The sequence below is a fragment of the Streptomyces sp. NPDC053541 genome (assembly GCF_044544705.1).
Classification (GTDB): domain Bacteria; phylum Actinomycetota; class Actinomycetes; order Streptomycetales; family Streptomycetaceae; genus Streptomyces.
This window is the reverse complement of sequence record NZ_JBITXM010000004.1, coordinates 627,389-644,337: the sequence shown is the minus strand read 5'-3', so window position 1 is coordinate 644,337 and position 16,949 is coordinate 627,389. Positions and strand designations below refer to the sequence as shown.

The window sequence follows — 16,949 nt, the reverse complement described above, 5'->3', positions numbered from 1 at the left end:
CAGTCCTGCATTCCTCCAGGAGACCCGCATGTCCAGGTCCATATCCCGCCGTGCCCTCGGCGGGGCCGCCGTCGGCACCGCCGCCGCGGCCGCCCTCGGCACCACCACCCCGGCCCTCGCCCAGGAACGCCCGTTCCGCGCCGCCCCCGGACGGCACTCCCCCCGCCCGAACGTCCTCTTCATCCTCGGCGACGACCTCGGCTGGGCCGACCTCTCCTCCTACGGCTCGCCGCACATCCGCACCCCGCACCTGGACCGGCTCGCCCGCCAGGGCGTCCGCTTCACCGACGCCTACTCCGGCTCCGCGACCTGCTCCCCCACCCGCTTCAGCCTCTACACCGGACGGTTCCCGGGCCGCACGAAGGGCGGCCTCGCCGAACCCATCGCGGACAGGTCCGTCGGCCTGGAGCCCACCCACCCCACGCTCGCCTCCCTGCTCCGCGACGCCGGCTACACCACCGCGCTCATCGGCAAGTGGCACTGCGGCTACCTGCCCGACTACTCCCCCACCCGCTCCGGCTGGGACGAGTTCTTCGGCAATTTCGGCGGCGCCCTGGAGTACTACTCCAAGCTCGGCCTGGGCGGCGAGTACGACCTCTACGAGGGCGACGCCGCGTACAAGGACCTGCGCTACTACACCCGCATCCTCACCGAGCGGGCGAGCGAGTACGTGACCCGCGACCACGACCGGCCCTTCCTCCTCAACCTCAACTTCACCACCCCGCACTGGCCGTGGATCGCCGACGGCGACGAGGCGGAGAGCGCCGAGATCGTCCGCCGGATCAAGGCCGGCGACCGCTCCGCGCTCTGGCACCAGGACGGCGGCTCGATCGAGAAGTACAAGGAGATGGTCGAGGACCTGGACCGCTCTGTCGGCCGGGTCCTCGCCGCGCTCAGGCGCGCCGGGCGCGAGCGCGACACCCTCGTCTTCTTCGGCAGCGACAACGGCGGCGAGCGCTTCTCCCACAACTGGCCGCTCGCCGGCAACAAGGGCTCCCTCCTGGAGGGCGGCATCCGCGTGCCCTCGATCCTGCGCTGGCCCGCCCGGATCGACGGCGGCCAGGTCAGCGACCTGCCCGTGTACTCGCCCGACTGGACCGCCACCCTCCTCGACCTCGCCGGCGCCCGCCCCCACCCCGCCTACCCCCTCGACGGCACCAGCCTCGCCCCGTACCTGCTGCGCGGCGAGGAGCCCGGCGAGCGCGACCTGTTCTGGCGGGTGCGCGGGGAGCGCGCGCTGCGCCGCGGCGACTGGAAGTACTACCGGGGCAAGAGCGGGCGCGACCAGCTCTTCCACCTCTCCGCCGACGTCCGCGAGCAGGCCGACCGCGCCCCGTACGAGAAGGAGCGGCTGGCCGAGCTGCGGGCCGCCTGGGAGCGAACGGACGCCGGGCTCCTGCCGTACGGAAGCTAGCCGGCCGCCTTCGCCGTGAAGCCCTGGCCGTCCGCGTCGGTGACGGTCAGGGTGCGGTGGTCGAGTCGGTACGTGAGCGGGCCGTCGAGCCGCTCGTACAGCGCGGTCTCCAGGTCCATCTGCGGGACCGTGCAGATCATCCGGGTGGTCGCGATCGCGCCCAGGGTGATCGTCCGGCCGCTGATCCTCGCGGGCGCGGTGACCCGGTTGCAGCCCAGGCTGCCGGAGAGCCGCCCGTCCTTGCCGAAGGTCAGCCTCGCCCGGCCCTCGGAGCCGGCCGGCAGCGAGGTCGCGGTGCCCTCCGCACCCCCGTCGAGCAGCCCGTCGACCGTCCAGGCCGTGCCCACGAGCGGCGCGTCCGCCTCGGCGGTCAGCTCGACCGCGCGCCGCCCGTCGGCCGAGGCCAGGACCAGCGACGTCCCCGACTGCCTGCCCCTGAGCTCGCCGCTGAAGGCCTTGAGCAGCGCCGTCTCGAACCGCAGCCGGTCCGCGTCGCAGCCCATCTCCGTGACCTCCTCCTGCCTCACGGTGAGCGTGTCGCCGTGGACGGTCACCGAGGCCCCGAAGTGGTTGCAGCCGCTGTTGCCGCGGGCCCGCCCGTTCGCATCGAACGCCACCGCGGCACCGGACGGCGCCACCGAGCGGACCCCGTCCGCGGTGGCCGCCGCGATCGTCCACGACGTGCCGGCCACGGGCAGATCGGGCGAGCCCGCGCCCGCCCCCGGGCCGCCGCCCGTGCCCGTACCGCAGGCGGAGAGAAGGAGGAGCGCGAGGGCGGTTCCGGCGAGGACACGGGGCTTCTTCATGCCGGTGGGACGGACCCCACGGCGCTACGGTTCCGGGCCGGGGCACGGTCGGCCGGGCCGCCCCTGTGCGGCGCCGCTCAGCCCATCAGCGGCAGCAGCCCGCCCAGGTCGGCGCGCTCCCCGCTCGCGCGGATCCGGGCCGCGTCCAGCTCCGTCGCCCACGCGGCCCGCCCGGTCGCGAGCCGCACCCAGGTCAGCGGGTCCGTCTCGACCACGTTCGGCGGGGTGCCCCGGGTGTGCCGGGGGCCCTCGACGCACTGCACCACCGCGAACGGCGGCACCCGCACCTCCACCGCGCCCCCGGGCGCCTTCGCCGCCAGGGCGTCCGCGAGCAGCCGGGTGCAGGCGGCGAGCGCCTGCCGGTCGAGGGGGACGTCCGGGACGTCCGGGCCGGTCGCCGCATTGAGGTCGTCGGTGTGCACGACGAGTTCGACGGTCCGCGTGACCAGGAAGTCACCGAGCCGCATCGCGCCGAACCGGGTCGGCACCAGCCGCTCGTCGGCCGCGCCCGCGAGCCGCTCCTCGAAGAGCGCCCGCGTCCGCTCGTACGCCCCCGCAAGGTCCTCGTCCGCGGCCAGCGCCCGGGTGTCCGCGTCGATGCCGGCGGCGCCGGACGCGGTGGCGAGTGGCCAGTCCAGGAGCGCCAGTTCGTGCCGGGCGGGCTCGGGCTCGGACAGCTTCCGGGCGAGCGAGCCGAGCGCCATCGTCAGGTGCGCGACCAGCTCCCGCACGGTCCAGTCGCCGAGCCGCGTCGGCCGCGCCAGGACCTCGGGCGGCAACGCGGCCACTCCCTCCCGTACGTGCCCGGCCTGGGCGAGCACGGCGGCGCGGATCTTGGCGGAGTCGTACGTGCGGGAGCGCTTCTTGGCGGGTGGCATGGGCCGAGGCTAACGCCGAGACTGGAGGGGACGGGAGCCACTCGCAGCGAAAGCAGGCGACGGGACCATGACCCATCACGAACACCCCGATGCCGCGTTGGTGCGGCGGGGTTACGAAGCGTTCAGCAAGGGTGACATGGCGACGCTGAGGGAACTGATGACCAGCGACTGCACCCACCACTCGCCCGGCAACAGCGTGATGTCCGGCCACTTCAAGGGCATCGACAACGTCTTCGACCACTACGGGCAACTCATGGAGCGCACCAACGGCACCTTCCGGATCGAGGTGAAGGGCGTCTACCCGGACGGCCGCGGTCACGTCATCTCGGTGCACAAGTGGCACGCCGACGGCAGCGACCGGGGCATCGAGATGGAGGGCGGCCTCTTCTTCACCCTCGTCGGCGGCAAGGTCTCCGACATCGACGAGTGCGTGGCCGACATCGAGGAGTCGGACGCCTTCTGGGGCACCGGCTGACCACGGACGCCTGAAACGCGGACGGCCCCCGCCCGGAAAGGGCGGGGGCCGTCCCGCGTACTCGTCACGCGTACTCGTCACGCGGACGAGGGACCTCAGGCCAGCAGGCCCGGGATCGTCGCCTCGTGCGCGGCGCGCAGCTCCTCCAGGGAGACGCTGAACTCGCCCTGCACGTCCACCGCGTCGCCGTCGACGACACCGATGCGGGTCGCCGGCAGACCCCGCGCACCGCACATGTCGGTGAAGCGGAGCTCCTCGCTGCGCGGGACGGCCACGACCGCGCGGCCGGCCGACTCGCTGAAGAGGAAGGTGAAGGCGTCCAGGCCCTCGGGCACGACCAGGCGCGCGCCGTTGCCGCCGCGCAGGCAGGACTCGACGACCGCCTGGACCAGTCCGCCGTCGGACAGGTCGTGGGCCGCGTCGATCATGCCGTCGCGGGAGGCCGAGATCAGGATCTCGCCGAGCAGCTTCTCCCGGTCGAGGTCCACGGCCGGCGGCAGGCCGCCCAGGTGCTGGTGGATCACCTCGGACCAGGCCGAGCCGCCGAACTCCTCCTTGGTGTCGCCGAGCAGGTAGAGGAGCTGGCCCTCTTCCGCGAAGGCGATCGGGGTGCGGCGGTTGACGTCGTCGATCACACCGAGGACGGCCACGACGGGCGTCGGGTGGATGGCCACGTCACCGGTCTGGTTGTAGAGGGAGACGTTGCCGCCCGTCACCGGGGTGCCGAGCTGGAGGCAGCCGTCCGCGAGACCGCGGGTGGCCTCGGCGAACTGCCACATGACGGCCGGGTCCTCGGGCGAACCGAAGTTCAGGCAGTCGGAGATCGCCAGCGGCTTGGCGCCGGAGGCGGCGACGTTGCGGTACGCCTCCGCGAGCGCGAGCTGCGCACCGGTGTACGGGTCGAGCTTGGCGTACCGGCCGTTGCCGTCGGTCGCCATGGCCACGCCGAGGTTGGTCTCCTCGTCGATGCGGACCATGCCGGCGTCCTCGGGCTGGGCGAGCACGGTGTTGCCCTGCACGAAGCGGTCGTACTGGTCGGTGATCCAGGACTTGGAGGCCTGGTTCGGGGAGCCGACCAGCTTGAGGACCTGCTCCTTCAGCTCGGCGCCGTTCTGCGGGCGGGCGAGCTTGCCGGCGTCGTCGGCCTGGAGCGCGTCCTGCCACTCCGGGCGGGCGTAGGGGCGGTGGTAGACCGGGCCCTCGTGGGCGACGGTGCGCGGCGGCACGTCGACGATCTGCTCGCCGTGCCAGAAGATCTCCAGGCGCTCGCCGTCCGTCACCTCACCGATGACGACCGCGATGACGTCCCACTTCTCGCAGATCTCCAGGAAGCGCTCGACGTGCTGCGGCTCGACGATCGCGCACATGCGCTCCTGCGACTCGCTCATGAGGATCTCCTCGGGCGAGAGCGTCGCGTCGCGCAGGTGCACCTTGTCGAGGTCGACCCGCATGCCGCCGGTGCCGGCGGAGGCCAGCTCGGAGGTGGCGCAGGACAGACCGGCGCCGCCGAGGTCCTGGATGCCGGCGACCAGCTTCTCCTTGAAGATCTCCAGGGTGCACTCGATGAGGAGCTTCTCCTGGAAGGGGTCGCCGACCTGGACCGCCGGGCGCTTGGCCGGCTTGGTGTCGTCGAAGGTCTCCGAGGCGAGGACCGAGACGCCGCCGATGCCGTCGCCGCCGGTGCGGGCGCCGTAGAGGATGACCTGGTTGCCGGGGCCGGAGGCCTTGGCGAGGTGGATGTCCTCGTGCTTCATGACGCCGATGCAGCCGGCGTTGACCAGCGGGTTGCCCTGGTAGCAGGAGTCGAAGACGACCTCGCCGCCGATGTTGGGCAGGCCCAGGCAGTTGCCGTAGCCGCCGATGCCGGCGACGACACCGGGCAGCACGCGCTTGGTGTCGGGGTGGTCGGCGGCGCCGAAGCGCAGCGGGTCGACCACGGCGACCGGGCGGGCACCCATGGCGAGGATGTCGCGGACGATGCCGCCGACGCCGGTGGCCGCGCCCTGGTAGGGCTCGATGTACGAGGGGTGGTTGTGCGACTCGACCTTGAAGGTGACCGCGTACCCCTGGCCGACGTCGACGACGCCCGCGTTCTCGCCGATGCCGACGAGCATGGCGTCGTTCTGCGGGGCCTTCTCGCCGAACTGCTTCAGGTGGACCTTGCTGCTCTTGTAGGAGCAGTGCTCGGACCACATGACGGAGTACATCGCGAGCTCGGCGCCGGTGGGACGGCGGCCGAGGATCTCGCGGATGCGCGCGTACTCGTCCTCCTTGAGGCCGAGTTCCTTCCAGGGCTGCTCGACGTCGGGCGTCTCGGTGGCGTGCTTGACGGTGTCGAGGCTCATCAGGCGTTGACCAGCTTCTTGAGGATCGAGGTGAAGAAACCGAGGCCGTCGGTCTTGCCGGTGCCGATCAGCGGCTCGACGGCGTGCTCGGGGTGCGGCATGAGTCCGACCACGTTGCCGGCGGCGTTGGTGATGCCGGCGATGTCGCGGAGCGAGCCGTTGGGGTTCACGTCCAGGTAGCGGAAGGCCACCCGCCCCTCGGCCTCCAGCTCGTCGAGCGTGCGCTCGTCGGCGACGTAACGGCCGTCCATGTTCTTGAGCGGGACCTCGATCTCCTGGCCCTCGGTGTAGTCCGAGGTCCAGGCGGTCTCCGCGTTCTCCACCCGCAGCTTCTGGTCGCGGCAGATGAAGTGCAGGTGGTTGTTGCGCAGCATGGCGCCCGGCAGCAGGTGGGCCTCGGTGAGGATCTGGAAGCCGTTGCAGATGCCGAGGACGGGCATGCCCGCCTTCGCCTGCTCGATGATCGTCTCCATCACCGGCGAGAAGCGGGAGATGGCTCCGGCCCGCAGGTAGTCGCCGTAGGAGAAGCCGCCCGCGAGGACCACCGCGTCGACCTGCTTGAGGTCCTTGTCGCGGTGCCACAGCGAGACGGGCTCGGCGCCCGCGAGGCGGGCGGCGCGCAGCGCGTCCCGGTCGTCCAGCGTTCCGGGGAACGTGACGACGCCGATGCGTGCGGTCACGACTCCACCTTCACGGTGAAGTCTTCGATCACGGTGTTGGCAAGGAAGGTTTCGGCCATCTCATGGATGCGGGCGAGGGCGGCGTCGTCGACCGGTCCCTCCACCTCCAGCTCGAAGCGCTTCCCCTGGCGGACGTCGGCGATTCCGTCGAATCCGAGGCGGGGCAGTGCACGCTGCACCGCCTGTCCCTGCGGGTCGAGGATCTCCGGCTTGAGCATGACGTCGACTACGACGCGTGCCACTGGCACTCCCGGTGGTGTGTTGCGTGGGCGGTTCCCTCAGCGTACCTGCCTCCAAATTCTACGCGGGTAGAAGTCTGAAGGATCCTACAAAGCACGGTGAAACACCGCGGTGGTGAATTCGGTCGGAATACTGGTCGCCGCCACCCGCCGACCGTGACACGCGGAAACAATTGCGTGGGCTTCCCCCTGCGACACCTCGCGCTGTACAAAGGAATGCAGAGGAACGCAATTTCGTCCCCGGATGGCCATCGTTTCGGCATCGCAGCACGTCAGGGCGGTGCCAACCCCTCAGACGACAGGGCGATCCGCAGGAAAGGACCGATATCCGTGGCGCAGCGCGTAGTGGTCACTCTCTTCGACGACATCGACGGCGGAGAAGCGGCGGAAACGGTCACGTTCGGCCTCGACGGGAAGATGTACGAGATCGACCTGAATCCCGCCAATGCAAAGAAACTGCGCAAGGCCCTGGCCCCCTACCTGGCCGCCGGCCGCACCGTTCGTGCCGCAGCTCACACGCAGAAGGGCGGGCAGGGCGGGCCGGGCGCGAAGAACGGCCCCACGAGTTTCACGCACACCGCGCTCGCCCCCGACCCGGCGGCGGTCCGCGCCTGGGCCCAGTCCAACAAGCTGGAGGTGCCGGCCCGGGGCCGGATCCCGAAGCGCGTGTACGAGGCCTTCCAGGCCGCGAGCTGAGGGCCGCGCGTGACGGCCGGGCTGTCCGGGCCGGGGGCGCCTCGGGGGGTCGGCCGGCGAAGCGGAACCCCGGATTTGCATTGCACCCCCCATGATCCGCTAGAGTCTGGATCACGCCGAGGGGCGAGGCCGAAAGGCCGAGTCCCCCAGCAGAGCGTGCGGGTGTAGTTCAGTAGTAGAACAGCCCTCTTCCAGAGGGAAGCCGCAGTGTGCGATCCCTGTCACCCGCTCTCTGCACCACGGTTACCAAGCACTCCGGTGCATCAGGTAGAGTGGTGCACGCACCGCCCGGTGAAAGCCGGTCGGAGGCATGCGGACGTGGCTCAGTTGGTAGAGCATCACCTTGCCAAGGTGAGGGTCGCGAGTTCGAATCTCGTCGTCCGCTCAGGGAGCGAAGGCCCCGGTTCTCAGGAACCGGGGCCTTCGTCGTGTTCCCGTCCTCGCGCTCCCGCCCGTCCCCCGTCCTCATGACATTTGTCAGTCGGGGCGATGACAGCGCGCACTGCCGACGGGCCGGAACCGGCCCGAGCCTGGTCCCATGACGAACGCGATCGAGGCGGACGGCCTCCACCGGACCTACTCCGGCGGCTTCGAGGCCGTCAGCGGCATCTCCTTCAGCGTGCCGCGCGGCGAGGTCTTCGCCCTGCTCGGCACCAACGGCGCGGGCAAGACCTCCACCGTCGAACTCCTCGAAGGACTCGCCCCGCCCACCCGCGGCACCGTCCGGGTCCTCGGCCACGACCCGTACCGCGAACGCGCCGCCGTCCGCCCCCGCATCGGGATGATGCTCCAGGAGGGCGGCTTCCCCTCCGACCTCACCGCCGCCGAGACCGCGCGGATGTGGGCCGGCTGCACCACCGGCGCCCGCCCGGTCGCCGAGGCCCTGGAGACCGTCGGCCTCGCCCACCGCGCGACCGTCCGGGTCAAGCAGCTCTCCGGCGGCGAGCGGCGCCGGCTCGACCTCGCGCTCGCCCTGCTCGGCCGGCCCGAGGTGCTGTTCCTCGACGAACCCACCACCGGCCTGGACGCCGAGGGCCGCCGCGACACCTGGGAGCTGGTGCGCCGGCTGCGCGACGGCGGCACCACCGTCCTCCTCACCACCCACTACCTGGAGGAGGCCGAGGGACTCGCCGACCGGCTGGCGATCATGCACCGCGGCCGGATCGTCACCGCCGGCACCCCCGCCGAGGTCACCGCCGCCCGCCCCGCCCGGATCCGCTTCCGGCTCCCCGAGGGCGTTCCCGCCGGCCGTCTGCCGCTCCCCCTGAAGGCCGCCGCCGACGGCCCGCGCGTCGAGATCCGTACGTACGAGCTCCAGAACGCGCTCCGCACCCTCCTCGACTGGGCCGCCACCGAGGACGTACGGCTCGACGCGCTCGACGCGCGCTCGGCCTCCCTCGAAGAGGCCTTCCTGGAGATCGCCTCCCACGCCGAGTCCGGCTCAGGCTCCGGCTCCGGCTCCGGCTCCGGCTCCGGCTCCGGCTCCGAGACCACCGCACACCTGGAAGAGGTCCGATGAACACCGCCGCCGTCACCCGGCTCACCGCCCTCGGCCGTGCCGAACTCACCCTCCTCGGGCGCAACCGCAACACCCTCTTCGTCGCGCTGCTCATGCCGGTGCTGATGATCTTCCTGCTGCGCTCCACGCTCACCGGACTGGGCGGACCCGGCGCAGGCGCGGACGGCACCGAGCGCGTGCCCATGGGCGTCGCCGCCGCCACCCTCGTCGGCGGCACCGGCATGATCCTCATGCTCGTCACGTACATGAGCCTGGTCTCCACCTACGTCGCCCGCCGCGAGGAACTCGTCCTCAAGCGGCTGCGCACCGGCGAGGCCCGCGACGCCGAGATCCTGGCCGGCGGCGCCCTGCCCGCCGTCGTCATCGCCCTCGCCCAGTGCGCCCTGCTCAGCGTGCTCGGCCCCGCCGTCCTCGACGCCGACGCCCCCGGCCGCCCCGACCTGCTCGTCCTCGGGGTGCTCGGCGCCGTACCGCTGCTCGCCGCGCTCGCCGCCCTCACCAGCGTGATCACCCGCACCGTCGAGAGCGCCGGTCTGACCACCCTCCCCTTCTTCCTCCTCTCCTCCATGGGCTCGGGCCTGATGCTGCCGGCCGAGTCGCTGCCCGACCCGGTCGCCGCCGTCTGCTCGCTGCTGCCGCTCAGCGGCCCCATGGAGCTCGTGCGGGCCGGCTGGCTCGGCGGCGGAGACGCGAAGGACCTGCTCGGCGCCGCCCTGACCACGGTGGCCTGGATCGTGATCAGCGTGTTTGCTGTGCGGAAGTGGTTCCGCTGGGAACCGCGCCGGTAGGGGACCGCGCTGACGGCGGACCGGAAGAGACACGGGGACGAACAGGGGGCGGGAGCGGTGTCGAGGCTGACCGGATGGTGGAGCGGGCGCAGCAGCGCGGCCAAGGTCGAGCTGTACACACGGTGGACCTTCCACCTCTTCGCGCCGCTGGAGGTCGCCGCACTCGCCGGCATGCCGCTCGGCCGCGCCCCGGACAGCCCGCTCGACGCGGCGGGCGCGGCGGCCCTCGTCCTGCTGACCTGCGCGCACGCCGTGCTGAGCGCCGTGGTCGCCTCCCGGGCCCTGGACCGGGTCCTCGACCGGCGCGAGCGCCCGACCCGGCTCACCGGCGCGCTGATCGCGCTGACCTGCGGCGGCACCCTCGGGGCCTTCGCGCTGCTGCGGACCGGCCTCGTCCACGACGCCGCGATCGTCGCCGGCGTCTGCGTCGGCCTCGTCTGCTTCACCCTCGGCACACTGGCGCTGTGCCTGACCACCGTGCGGCACATCCTGTACGCGGTCCCCGCGACCGCCCTCGCCTTCGGCGCCCTGGGCGCGGCCGGCGGCATCGGCCTCGCCCCGGCGGTCGGGCTCGTCGTCGCGGTGCTGCTCGGCGGCACCGGACTCGCCGCCGCCTGCGGCTTCTCCGGCTGGCTGCTGCGGATCGTCTGGGAGCTGGAGCGGTCCCGCGAGCTGAAGGCCCGGCTGGCCGTCGCCGAGGAGCGGCTGCGCTTCGGGCGCGACCTGCACGACGTCATGGGCCGCAACCTCTCCGTCATCGCGCTCAAGAGCGAGCTGGCCGTGCAGCTCTCCCGGCGCGGCAGGCCGGAGGCGGCCGCGGACCAGATGACCGAGGTGCAGCGGATCTCCCGCGAGTCGCAGCGCGAGCTGCGCGAGGTGGTGCGCGGCTACCGCGAGGCCGACCTGCGCACGGAGCTGGAGGGCGCCCGGGGCGTCCTGGCGGCCGCCGGCATCGCCTGCACGGTGGACGCCGACGGCGTGGCCGCCACGGAGCACGAGCTCTCGGCCGACGTCAGGTCCGCGCTGGGCTGGGTGGTCCGCGAGGCCACCACCAACGTGCTGCGGCACGGCGACGCCCGGCAGTGCGCGATCCGCCTGCGGACCGCGCGGGACGGGGAGGCGGACGGGCAAGCGGGTGGGGAAGCAGGTGGGGAGGCGGCCGGGTCGGTGGTGCTGATCGTGGAGAACGACGGCGTGGAGGCCGCGGCCGCCGCTGTCCCGGGGGCGGGCTCCGGGCTCGCCGGGCTGCGCGAACGGCTCGGCGCGGTGGACGGCACCCTGGACGCCGGCCCGGTGGCCCCGCACTCCTTCCGCGTCACCGCCCGGGTGCCGCTGCCCGCGCCCCGTACCCGCGGAGGACGAGAGACCGAAGACCCGAACGGACACGAAGAGGACCAGGAAAGGGAAGGGGTGACGGTCACGTGACCGAGCCTGTGAACGAGCCCGGGACCGGCACCGTCCGTGTCCTGCTCGCCGACGACGAGCACCTGATCCGCGGCGCGCTCGCCGCGCTGCTCGCCCTGGAGGACGACCTCGTGGTCGTCGCCGAGGCGGCCTCCGGACCCGAGGCGCTCGCGATGGCCCGCGCCCACCGGCCCGACGTCGCGGTGCTCGACCTGCAGATGCCGGGCGCCGACGGTGTGAGGGTCGCCACATCGATCCGGGACGAACTCCCCGACTGCCGCACCATGATCGTGACCTCCCACGGGCGCCCCGGGCACCTCAAGCGGGCCCTCGCCGCCGGCGTCCGCGGCTTCGTCCCGAAGACGGTCAGCGCCCAGCGGCTCGCCGAGCTGATCCGTACCGTGCACGCCGGAAACCGTTACGTGGACCCGGAGTTGGCGGCCGACGCGATCGCCGCCGGCGACTCCCCGCTCACCGCGCGGGAGGCCGAGGTGCTCGAACTCGCCGCCGACGGGGCACCGGTGACGGAGATCGCCGAGCGGGCCGCGCTCTCCCCCGGAACCGTGCGGAACTACCTCTCCTCCGCCGCCGCGAAGCTCGGTGCGGAGAACCGGCACACCGCCGTGCGTCTCGCGCGCGCGAAAGGTTGGGTATAGTTAGCAGCGCGCTACGGCGCAGGCGGACGTGGCTCAGTTGGTAGAGCATCACCTTGCCAAGGTGAGGGTCGCGAGTTCGAATCTCGTCGTCCGCTCCATGAAGAAGACCCCCGGTCGATCGACCGGGGGTCTTCTCGTTCTCCAGAACCGGGAGCCGGGGCACGGGTCCGGACCGGGGCCCTGCGGACCCCGGTCCGTCCCGAGGCTACGACCAGGGCTGGCCGGTGAGGAGCTCGTACGCCTCGGTGTACTTGGCGCGGGTCTTCTCGACGACCTCGGCGGGCAGCGCCGGCGGCGGCTGCTCGCTCGCGCGGTCCCAGCCGGAGGCCGGCGAGGTCAGCCAGTTGCGCACGATCTGCTTGTCGTACGAGGGCTGGGCGCGGCCCGGCTCCCACTCGGCGGCCGGCCAGAAGCGCGAGGAGTCCGGCGTCAGCACCTCGTCGGCGAGGACGAGGGTCTCGCCGTCGAAGCCGAACTCGAACTTCGTGTCGGCCAGGATGATCCCGCGCTCGCGGGCGATGTCCCGGGCCCGGGAGTAGACGGCGAGGGTCGTCTGGCGCAGCAGCGCGGCGGTCTCGGCGCCGACCTGGCGGGCGACCTCCTCGTACGACACGTTCTCGTCGTGGTCGCCGACGGCGGCCTTGGTCGCCGGGGTGAAGATCGGCGCGGGCAGCTCGGAGCCGTCGGTCAGGCCCTCGGGCAGCGCGAGGCCGCAGACCGTGCGGGACTCGTTGTACTCCAGCAGGCCGGAGCCGGTGAGGTAGCCGCGGGCGACGGCCTCGACCGGGACCATGTCCAGCGCCTTGCAGATGAGGGTGCGGCCCTCCCAGTCGGCGGGGGCGCCGGCCGGCAGCTCGGTCGACAGGACGTGGTTCGGGACCAGGTCGGCGAGCTTGTCGAACCACCACAGCGACAGCTTGGTCAGCACGCGGCCCTTGTCCGGGATCTCGGTGGGCAGCACCCAGTCGTACGCGGACATGCGGTCGCTCGCCACCATGACGAGGTTCCCGGCCTCGTCGCGGTAGAGGTCGCGGACCTTGCCCGTGTGGAGATGGGTGAGGCCCGGGACCTGGACGGGCTCGGGCTTTTCTACGAATCCGGACACGGTTCCTCCGCGTAGGTTGATCCAGGAGCGCTTCCGATTCTCTCGCACCTCGGAGCGCCCCCGGTCGGCGGGCGGTGTGAGCCCGCGCTCAGTCCCGCCGAAGCCCCGGCTCCGTACGGATTCAGTCCCGCTTGCAGATCCGGTCGAGGAGGTTCGCGGTGGCCCGCTGGACCCGGGCGTCCACGTGGCCCGGCCGGTCGAGCGCCGGCGACCAGGCGAAGGTGCCCGAGGCGAAGACCCAGGCGCCCGACGGGGCCCGGTAGAGGCTCGTCTCCTGGTGCCGCAGGGCGCCCTCGCCGTCCCGGTAGGGCGAGTGGGCGAGCAGGATGCGGCCCTGGTGCTCGGGCAGCGCGGTGCGCGGGAAGTAGCGGTCGGCCTCGCCCGCGACCAGGCCCGGGAGCTCGTCGCCCTCGCCCGCGCCCGTGGCCTCCCAGAGCCAGTGCCCGGCGTTCCGTACGACCATCGGGTGCGGTTCGGGCACCCGGCCCGCGTACTGGATGCCGAGCAGCTGCTGCTCCGCCCGGTCCACCTCCCGCCACAGCGCGGGGCGTCCGGGCCCGCGACGCTTGCGGCAGGTGAGCAGCCGGTCGGGCGCGCCGGACGGCGACGGCGCCAGCTCGACCTGCCAGTACATGGTGTTGGCGGACAGGAAGACCAGGGACGTGCCCTGGTCGCGGGCCAGCTCGACGGTGCGGCGCATCGGCACCGACCAGTACTCGTCGTGGCCCGGGAAGACCAGGCCCCGGTAGCGGCTCGGGTCCACCCGGCCCGCGTGCAGGTCTCGGGTCTCCGCGTACGCCAGGTCGTAGCCGTAGCGCTCGGCCCAGCGGATGAAGTCGTACGCATGCCCCACGTGCAGCGGCAGGCCCGCGCCCGCGTACGGGCGGTCGAAGGAGACGGTGACCGCCGCCTCCTCCTCGCCCAGCAGCCGGCCCTCCTCGTCCCAGGCGTGGTAGAGGCTGGCGCCGGTCCGGCCGTCCTCCGGGTAGAGGTTGTACGCCTGCCAGGTCACGTCCGGCAGCACCAGGAGCAGGTCGGCCGGGTGCCCGTCGCGGACGGTGAAGGGGATGTGGGAGCGGTAGCCGCCGACGGTGGTGAGCACGGCGACGTAGGCGCCGATCGACCAGTACGAGGGGATCTGCAGCCGCCAGGACTGCCACCAGTGGTGGCAGGAGACGGTCCGGTCGGCGGTCAGCGGGGCGGGCTGGACGATGCCGGAGAGCCGCGGGCTCGTGGTGATCTTGGCGGCGCCGTCTCCGCCGTAGTGCCCGATCCGGTAGATGTCGACCGAGAACTGCTGCGGCGGGTCCACGGTGATGTGGAAGTCGAGCGCCTCGCCCGGCGCCACCGCGCCGTTGGACACGAAGCCCTTGATCTGGCCGTGCACGTCGTCCGCCGTGCGCGGGCCGCCGCCACCGCCCCTGGCCAGGGTCTCGTCCGCGTACCACGGCACCATCTGGCCGGTGTCGTCGAAGTAGTTCTCGGAACCGCGCAGCCAGGGCAGCGGCCCCTGGCCGAAGGGGTCCGACACGGCGTGCGCGAGCGCGCCCGACTCCCACCGCCTGATCTGCTCCGCCCCCATGACGCGCCCCTCCCTCGACTCTCCCGGTCGTCCGGTCCGTGCCTCGGTGTCTGCCTGTGCGTGTGGCTGTATCTGTGCCTGTGCGTGTGCCTGTCGAAGATGCCTCTGTCAGTGCCGGTCTCCAGCACATCACATAACGCACGCACTCCGTCACCCTTCGTCGTGAATTGACGAGAGTGGAAGACAGCCCTCCGGGGCGGCGGGGCACATGGGGGCGCGAGGGCGCGAGGGCGGGGGTGCCCGGGCCCGTCACGGCCGGATCAGAGCAGCCGGACCGGCTTCTCCGGGCGCACCCCGGTGCGGTGCAGCCACGCCCGCAGCGGCTCCGGGTCCCCGTCCTCGACCAGGCACAGCACCGCCGGGACCAGGTCCGTGCTCCGCTCGCCGCGCACCAGCAGCGCCGGTCCGTCCAGCCAGTCCAGGCCGGGCGCCGCGTCCGCGGTGTCCACGGCGGCGCAGCAGACCAGCGCGGCCACGTGGTCGGCGAGCAGGTCACGGCCCGTACGGGGCGGCTGGAGCGGGAACAGCGGCAGCGGCCCGTCGGGCCCCTCCGCGGCCGGCGCGACCGGCCGCCGGGCCTCCTCCCGTACGGTCTGCGCGGTCAGCGCGGCCGCGAGCACGTCGGCGGCCTCGGTGCCGGGGGTCGGGTGGAGGTCGAGGTCCAGGGGGTCGAGGTCGTCCGTGTCCAGGGGGACGAGGTCCTGGTCCCTGGCCTGGTCCCTGGCCTGGTCCCTGCCCTGCTCCTCGTCCCCGTGCCCGGCCTCGGCGGCCGGGGCGCGGGTGGTCGTCAGGTGGGCCATGACACGGGCCAGGGTCGGGGCGTCGGAAGCGTCGGGGGCGGCCTGGGCGGCGGCGGGGCGCGGCGGGGCGGCGGCGCCGATCCGGTCGAGGACCTGGTGGAGGCGGGCCGCGTCGGCGCGCCACTTCCGGTCGACGACCTCCTCCGCGTACGCGCTCCACTCCACCGGCGCCCAGTCCGGGCCGGGCTCGGCCGGCACGCCGTGGAAGAGGCGGGCGGCGAGCAGCGAGGCCGCCTCGTCGACCGCGCCCGGCTCCTCCAGGAGGTCGCAGGCGGGCCGCTCGCCCAGCCGGGACGCGAAGCCGTCGGCGAGCCGGTCACGGCGGGACAGCTCGGTGAGCGCCGAGACCACGCCCGCGTCCAGGCGGGCGGGCCAGCGGCCCATCCGCCAGGCGGGCAGCGCGACCCGGGTGAGCAGCCGGTCCCAGCCCGCGTAGGCCAGGCCGACCTGCTCCTGGGCGACGATCCGCACCCCGTAGTCGACCGCCTGGGCGCGCTCGGAGCCGGCCGCGGCGACGCCCCGCTCCATCTCGGCGGCGTGCCCGCGGCAGCCGCGCAGCATGATCCGGGCCAGCCGGCCCACGCCGAGGGCGCCGAACCGGCGCACCGGGTCGAGTCCGGGGCGGCGGGGCACCGCGACGGCGGCGTCGAGCCCGCGCACGAAGCGGCGGGCGGCGGCTATGTCCGGGTGGGCGGCCGGGCCGGTGCCGGCCACGACCGGGGCGAGCACCGCGCGCAGCTCGGCGACCCGCATCCACCACAGGAACGGCGAGCCGATGACCAGCACGGGCGCCTCGTCGGCGCGGGCGCCCACCGCCCGACGCGCCGCGCGGTGGGCCCGGTGCGAGCGGTCCTCCAGCCAGCTGTCGCAGTCCGGCGTGAGGGCTATCGCGGAGGGCGCGGGCACGCCGAGCCGGTCGGCGAGGTCGCGCACCATCCGGTAGAGGTCGGGGGCCGCGCTCTCGGCGAGCTCCACCGTCGGTGTCACGGCGGGCTCGGCGCGGGCGACGACCAGCGCGACCGCGGCCGCGACGAGCAGCACGACGACGGCGAGGGCGGTCACCAGCCAGCGGGCGGTGTCCCAGCCGGGGCCGGTGAAGTGCCCGGTGACCCCGCCCGCGTACAGCACGACGGCGACGGCGGCGGGGAGCACCGCGAGGCCCAGTGCCCTGCCGCGCACGCGGAGGACCGCGAGGGCGCGGGAGCGGGCGGCGCGCGCGCCGAGCTCCTCGCCGGCTGCGGCGGTACCGGTCACGCCGTACATCACCCCCTCCTGCCCTGGTCGGGACGGCCCGTGGCGGTGTTGCTCACTCCCCCACTGTGGCACCCGCCACTGACATCGCAAGATCGGAGGGCCAAGTGCCGGAATGCCTTCGCCGCACCCTAGTTGGGGCTTCGGCGGGCGTCATCCGGATGGCCGAGCCGTCACTCGATGGAATGGCTTTGGGCAAAGGTGATGACGGGGGCGCGGCGGTGCGGTTGACTACGCCGCCACGCCCCCGGGGGCACTGCGAGAAGACCGGCCGGAAGCCGGACGGAAGCCGGGTCGAAGCCGGGCGGAAG

Annotated in this window: 15 protein-coding genes and 3 tRNA genes; 10 read left to right on the top strand and 8 right to left on the bottom strand. The window is 73.3% G+C overall.

Features of this window, described 5'->3' with window-relative positions; translation table 11 throughout:
- Positions 1 to 28: 28 nt before the first annotated feature.
- A complete protein-coding gene (locus ACIGW2_RS13580; RefSeq protein WP_399843453.1) occupies positions 29 to 1,414 on the top strand; it encodes a sulfatase in 1,386 nt (461 codons plus the stop codon).
- Here the strand turns inward: ACIGW2_RS13580 and ACIGW2_RS13575 are convergent.
- Positions 1,411 to 2,220, bottom strand: coding sequence for an META domain-containing protein (locus ACIGW2_RS13575; protein WP_399843450.1), 810 nt, complete (start codon positions 2,218 to 2,220; stop codon positions 1,411 to 1,413). The two genes, ACIGW2_RS13580 and ACIGW2_RS13575, sit on opposite strands and share 4 nt — an antisense overlap.
- Before the next feature lie 77 nt (positions 2,221 to 2,297).
- Entirely contained in the window at positions 2,298 to 3,098 is an 801-nt protein-coding gene (locus ACIGW2_RS13570; RefSeq protein WP_391655802.1) for a sterol carrier family protein, read from the bottom strand.
- A 67-nt stretch (positions 3,099 to 3,165) separates the two neighbouring features.
- On the opposite strand from ACIGW2_RS13570, the gene ACIGW2_RS13565 reads away from it, so the two are divergent.
- Complete coding sequence (locus tag ACIGW2_RS13565) at positions 3,166 to 3,573, top strand: nuclear transport factor 2 family protein (protein ID WP_399843448.1); 408 nt, start codon at positions 3,166 to 3,168, stop codon at positions 3,571 to 3,573.
- A gap of 95 nt (positions 3,574 to 3,668) precedes the next feature.
- On the opposite strand, the gene purL is transcribed toward ACIGW2_RS13565, so the two are convergent.
- Genes purL through purS form a run of 3 tightly spaced genes read right to left on the bottom strand, consistent with a single transcriptional unit; the run spans position 3,669 to position 6,840 of the window.
- Positions 3,669 to 5,918 (bottom strand): phosphoribosylformylglycinamidine synthase subunit PurL, encoded by a 2,250-nt coding sequence (purL, locus tag ACIGW2_RS13560; protein WP_361579067.1) that lies wholly within the window; start codon positions 5,916 to 5,918, stop codon positions 3,669 to 3,671.
- Entirely contained in the window at positions 5,918 to 6,598 is a 681-nt protein-coding gene (purQ, locus tag ACIGW2_RS13555) for a phosphoribosylformylglycinamidine synthase subunit PurQ (protein WP_361579065.1), read from the bottom strand. The genes purL and purQ overlap by 1 nt, the downstream gene beginning before the upstream one ends.
- Complete coding sequence (purS, locus tag ACIGW2_RS13550) at positions 6,595 to 6,840, bottom strand: phosphoribosylformylglycinamidine synthase subunit PurS (protein WP_356068427.1); 246 nt, start codon at positions 6,838 to 6,840, stop codon at positions 6,595 to 6,597. Before purS ends, purQ begins: the two co-directional genes overlap by 4 nt.
- A gap of 327 nt (positions 6,841 to 7,167) precedes the next feature.
- Between purS and ACIGW2_RS13545 the strand changes: the two genes are divergently transcribed.
- The 8 genes from ACIGW2_RS13545 (at position 7,168) to ACIGW2_RS13510 (ending at position 11,998) form a co-directional block, all read left to right on the top strand.
- On the top strand, positions 7,168 to 7,533 hold the full coding sequence (locus ACIGW2_RS13545) for an Lsr2 family protein (protein ID WP_399843446.1): 366 nt from the start codon (positions 7,168 to 7,170) through the stop codon (positions 7,531 to 7,533).
- A 158-nt stretch (positions 7,534 to 7,691) separates the two neighbouring features.
- A tRNA-Gly gene (locus ACIGW2_RS13540) sits at positions 7,692 to 7,763 on the top strand.
- An 82-nt stretch (positions 7,764 to 7,845) separates the two neighbouring features.
- Positions 7,846 to 7,918, top strand: a tRNA-Gly gene (locus ACIGW2_RS13535).
- 153 nt (positions 7,919 to 8,071) lie between these two features.
- Positions 8,072 to 9,052, top strand: coding sequence for an ABC transporter ATP-binding protein (locus ACIGW2_RS13530; protein ID WP_399843444.1), 981 nt, complete (start codon positions 8,072 to 8,074; stop codon positions 9,050 to 9,052).
- Complete coding sequence (locus tag ACIGW2_RS13525; protein WP_399843443.1) at positions 9,049 to 9,840, top strand: ABC transporter permease; 792 nt, start codon at positions 9,049 to 9,051, stop codon at positions 9,838 to 9,840. The genes ACIGW2_RS13530 and ACIGW2_RS13525 overlap by 4 nt, the downstream gene beginning before the upstream one ends.
- A 57-nt stretch (positions 9,841 to 9,897) precedes the next feature.
- Entirely contained in the window at positions 9,898 to 11,265 is a 1,368-nt protein-coding gene (locus ACIGW2_RS13520; RefSeq protein WP_399843441.1) for a sensor histidine kinase, read from the top strand.
- Entirely contained in the window at positions 11,262 to 11,900 is a 639-nt protein-coding gene (locus ACIGW2_RS13515; protein ID WP_391655807.1) for a response regulator, read from the top strand. Before ACIGW2_RS13520 ends, ACIGW2_RS13515 begins: the two co-directional genes overlap by 4 nt.
- 22 nt (positions 11,901 to 11,922) lie before the next feature.
- A tRNA-Gly gene (locus tag ACIGW2_RS13510) sits at positions 11,923 to 11,998 on the top strand.
- Between the two features lie 107 nt (positions 11,999 to 12,105).
- Here ACIGW2_RS13510 and ACIGW2_RS13505 read toward each other — a convergent pair.
- The 3 genes from ACIGW2_RS13505 to ACIGW2_RS13495 all read right to left on the bottom strand — a co-directional run bounded on the left by ACIGW2_RS13505 (position 12,106) and on the right by ACIGW2_RS13495 (position 16,650).
- Positions 12,106 to 13,005 carry a phosphoribosylaminoimidazolesuccinocarboxamide synthase gene (locus ACIGW2_RS13505; RefSeq protein WP_391655808.1) on the bottom strand — a complete coding sequence of 300 codons (900 nt, stop codon included), beginning with the start codon at positions 13,003 to 13,005 and terminating at the stop codon, positions 12,106 to 12,108.
- Positions 13,006 to 13,126: 121 nt separating this feature from the next.
- On the bottom strand, positions 13,127 to 14,587 hold the full coding sequence (locus ACIGW2_RS13500; RefSeq protein WP_391655809.1) for a N,N-dimethylformamidase beta subunit family domain-containing protein: 1,461 nt from the start codon (positions 14,585 to 14,587) through the stop codon (positions 13,127 to 13,129).
- Between the two features lie 260 nt (positions 14,588 to 14,847).
- Positions 14,848 to 16,650 (bottom strand): hypothetical protein, encoded by a 1,803-nt coding sequence (locus tag ACIGW2_RS13495; protein WP_399843438.1) that lies wholly within the window; start codon positions 16,648 to 16,650, stop codon positions 14,848 to 14,850.
- Between the last annotated feature and the right edge of the window lie 299 nt (positions 16,651 to 16,949).

What these genes read in the sequence shown, in the direction of transcription:
- ACIGW2_RS13580 (WP_399843453.1), top strand. Translation starts at nt 29, where the DNA reads ATGTCCAGGTCCATATCCCGCCGTGCCCTCGGCGGGGCCGCCGTCGGC.
- ACIGW2_RS13575 (WP_399843450.1), bottom strand. Translation starts at nt 2,220, where the DNA reads ATGAAGAAGCCCCGTGTCCTCGCCGGAACCGCCCTCGCGCTCCTCCTT.
- ACIGW2_RS13570 (WP_391655802.1), bottom strand. Translation starts at nt 3,098, where the DNA reads ATGCCACCCGCCAAGAAGCGCTCCCGCACGTACGACTCCGCCAAGATC.
- ACIGW2_RS13565 (WP_399843448.1), top strand. Translation starts at nt 3,166, where the DNA reads ATGACCCATCACGAACACCCCGATGCCGCGTTGGTGCGGCGGGGTTAC.
- purL (WP_361579067.1), bottom strand. Translation starts at nt 5,918, where the DNA reads ATGAGCCTCGACACCGTCAAGCACGCCACCGAGACGCCCGACGTCGAG.
- ACIGW2_RS13530 (WP_399843444.1), top strand. Translation starts at nt 8,072, where the DNA reads ATGACGAACGCGATCGAGGCGGACGGCCTCCACCGGACCTACTCCGGC.
- ACIGW2_RS13525 (WP_399843443.1), top strand. Translation starts at nt 9,049, where the DNA reads ATGAACACCGCCGCCGTCACCCGGCTCACCGCCCTCGGCCGTGCCGAA.
- ACIGW2_RS13500 (WP_391655809.1), bottom strand. Translation starts at nt 14,587, where the DNA reads ATGGGGGCGGAGCAGATCAGGCGGTGGGAGTCGGGCGCGCTCGCGCAC.
- ACIGW2_RS13495 (WP_399843438.1), bottom strand. Translation starts at nt 16,650, where the DNA reads ATGTACGGCGTGACCGGTACCGCCGCAGCCGGCGAGGAGCTCGGCGCG.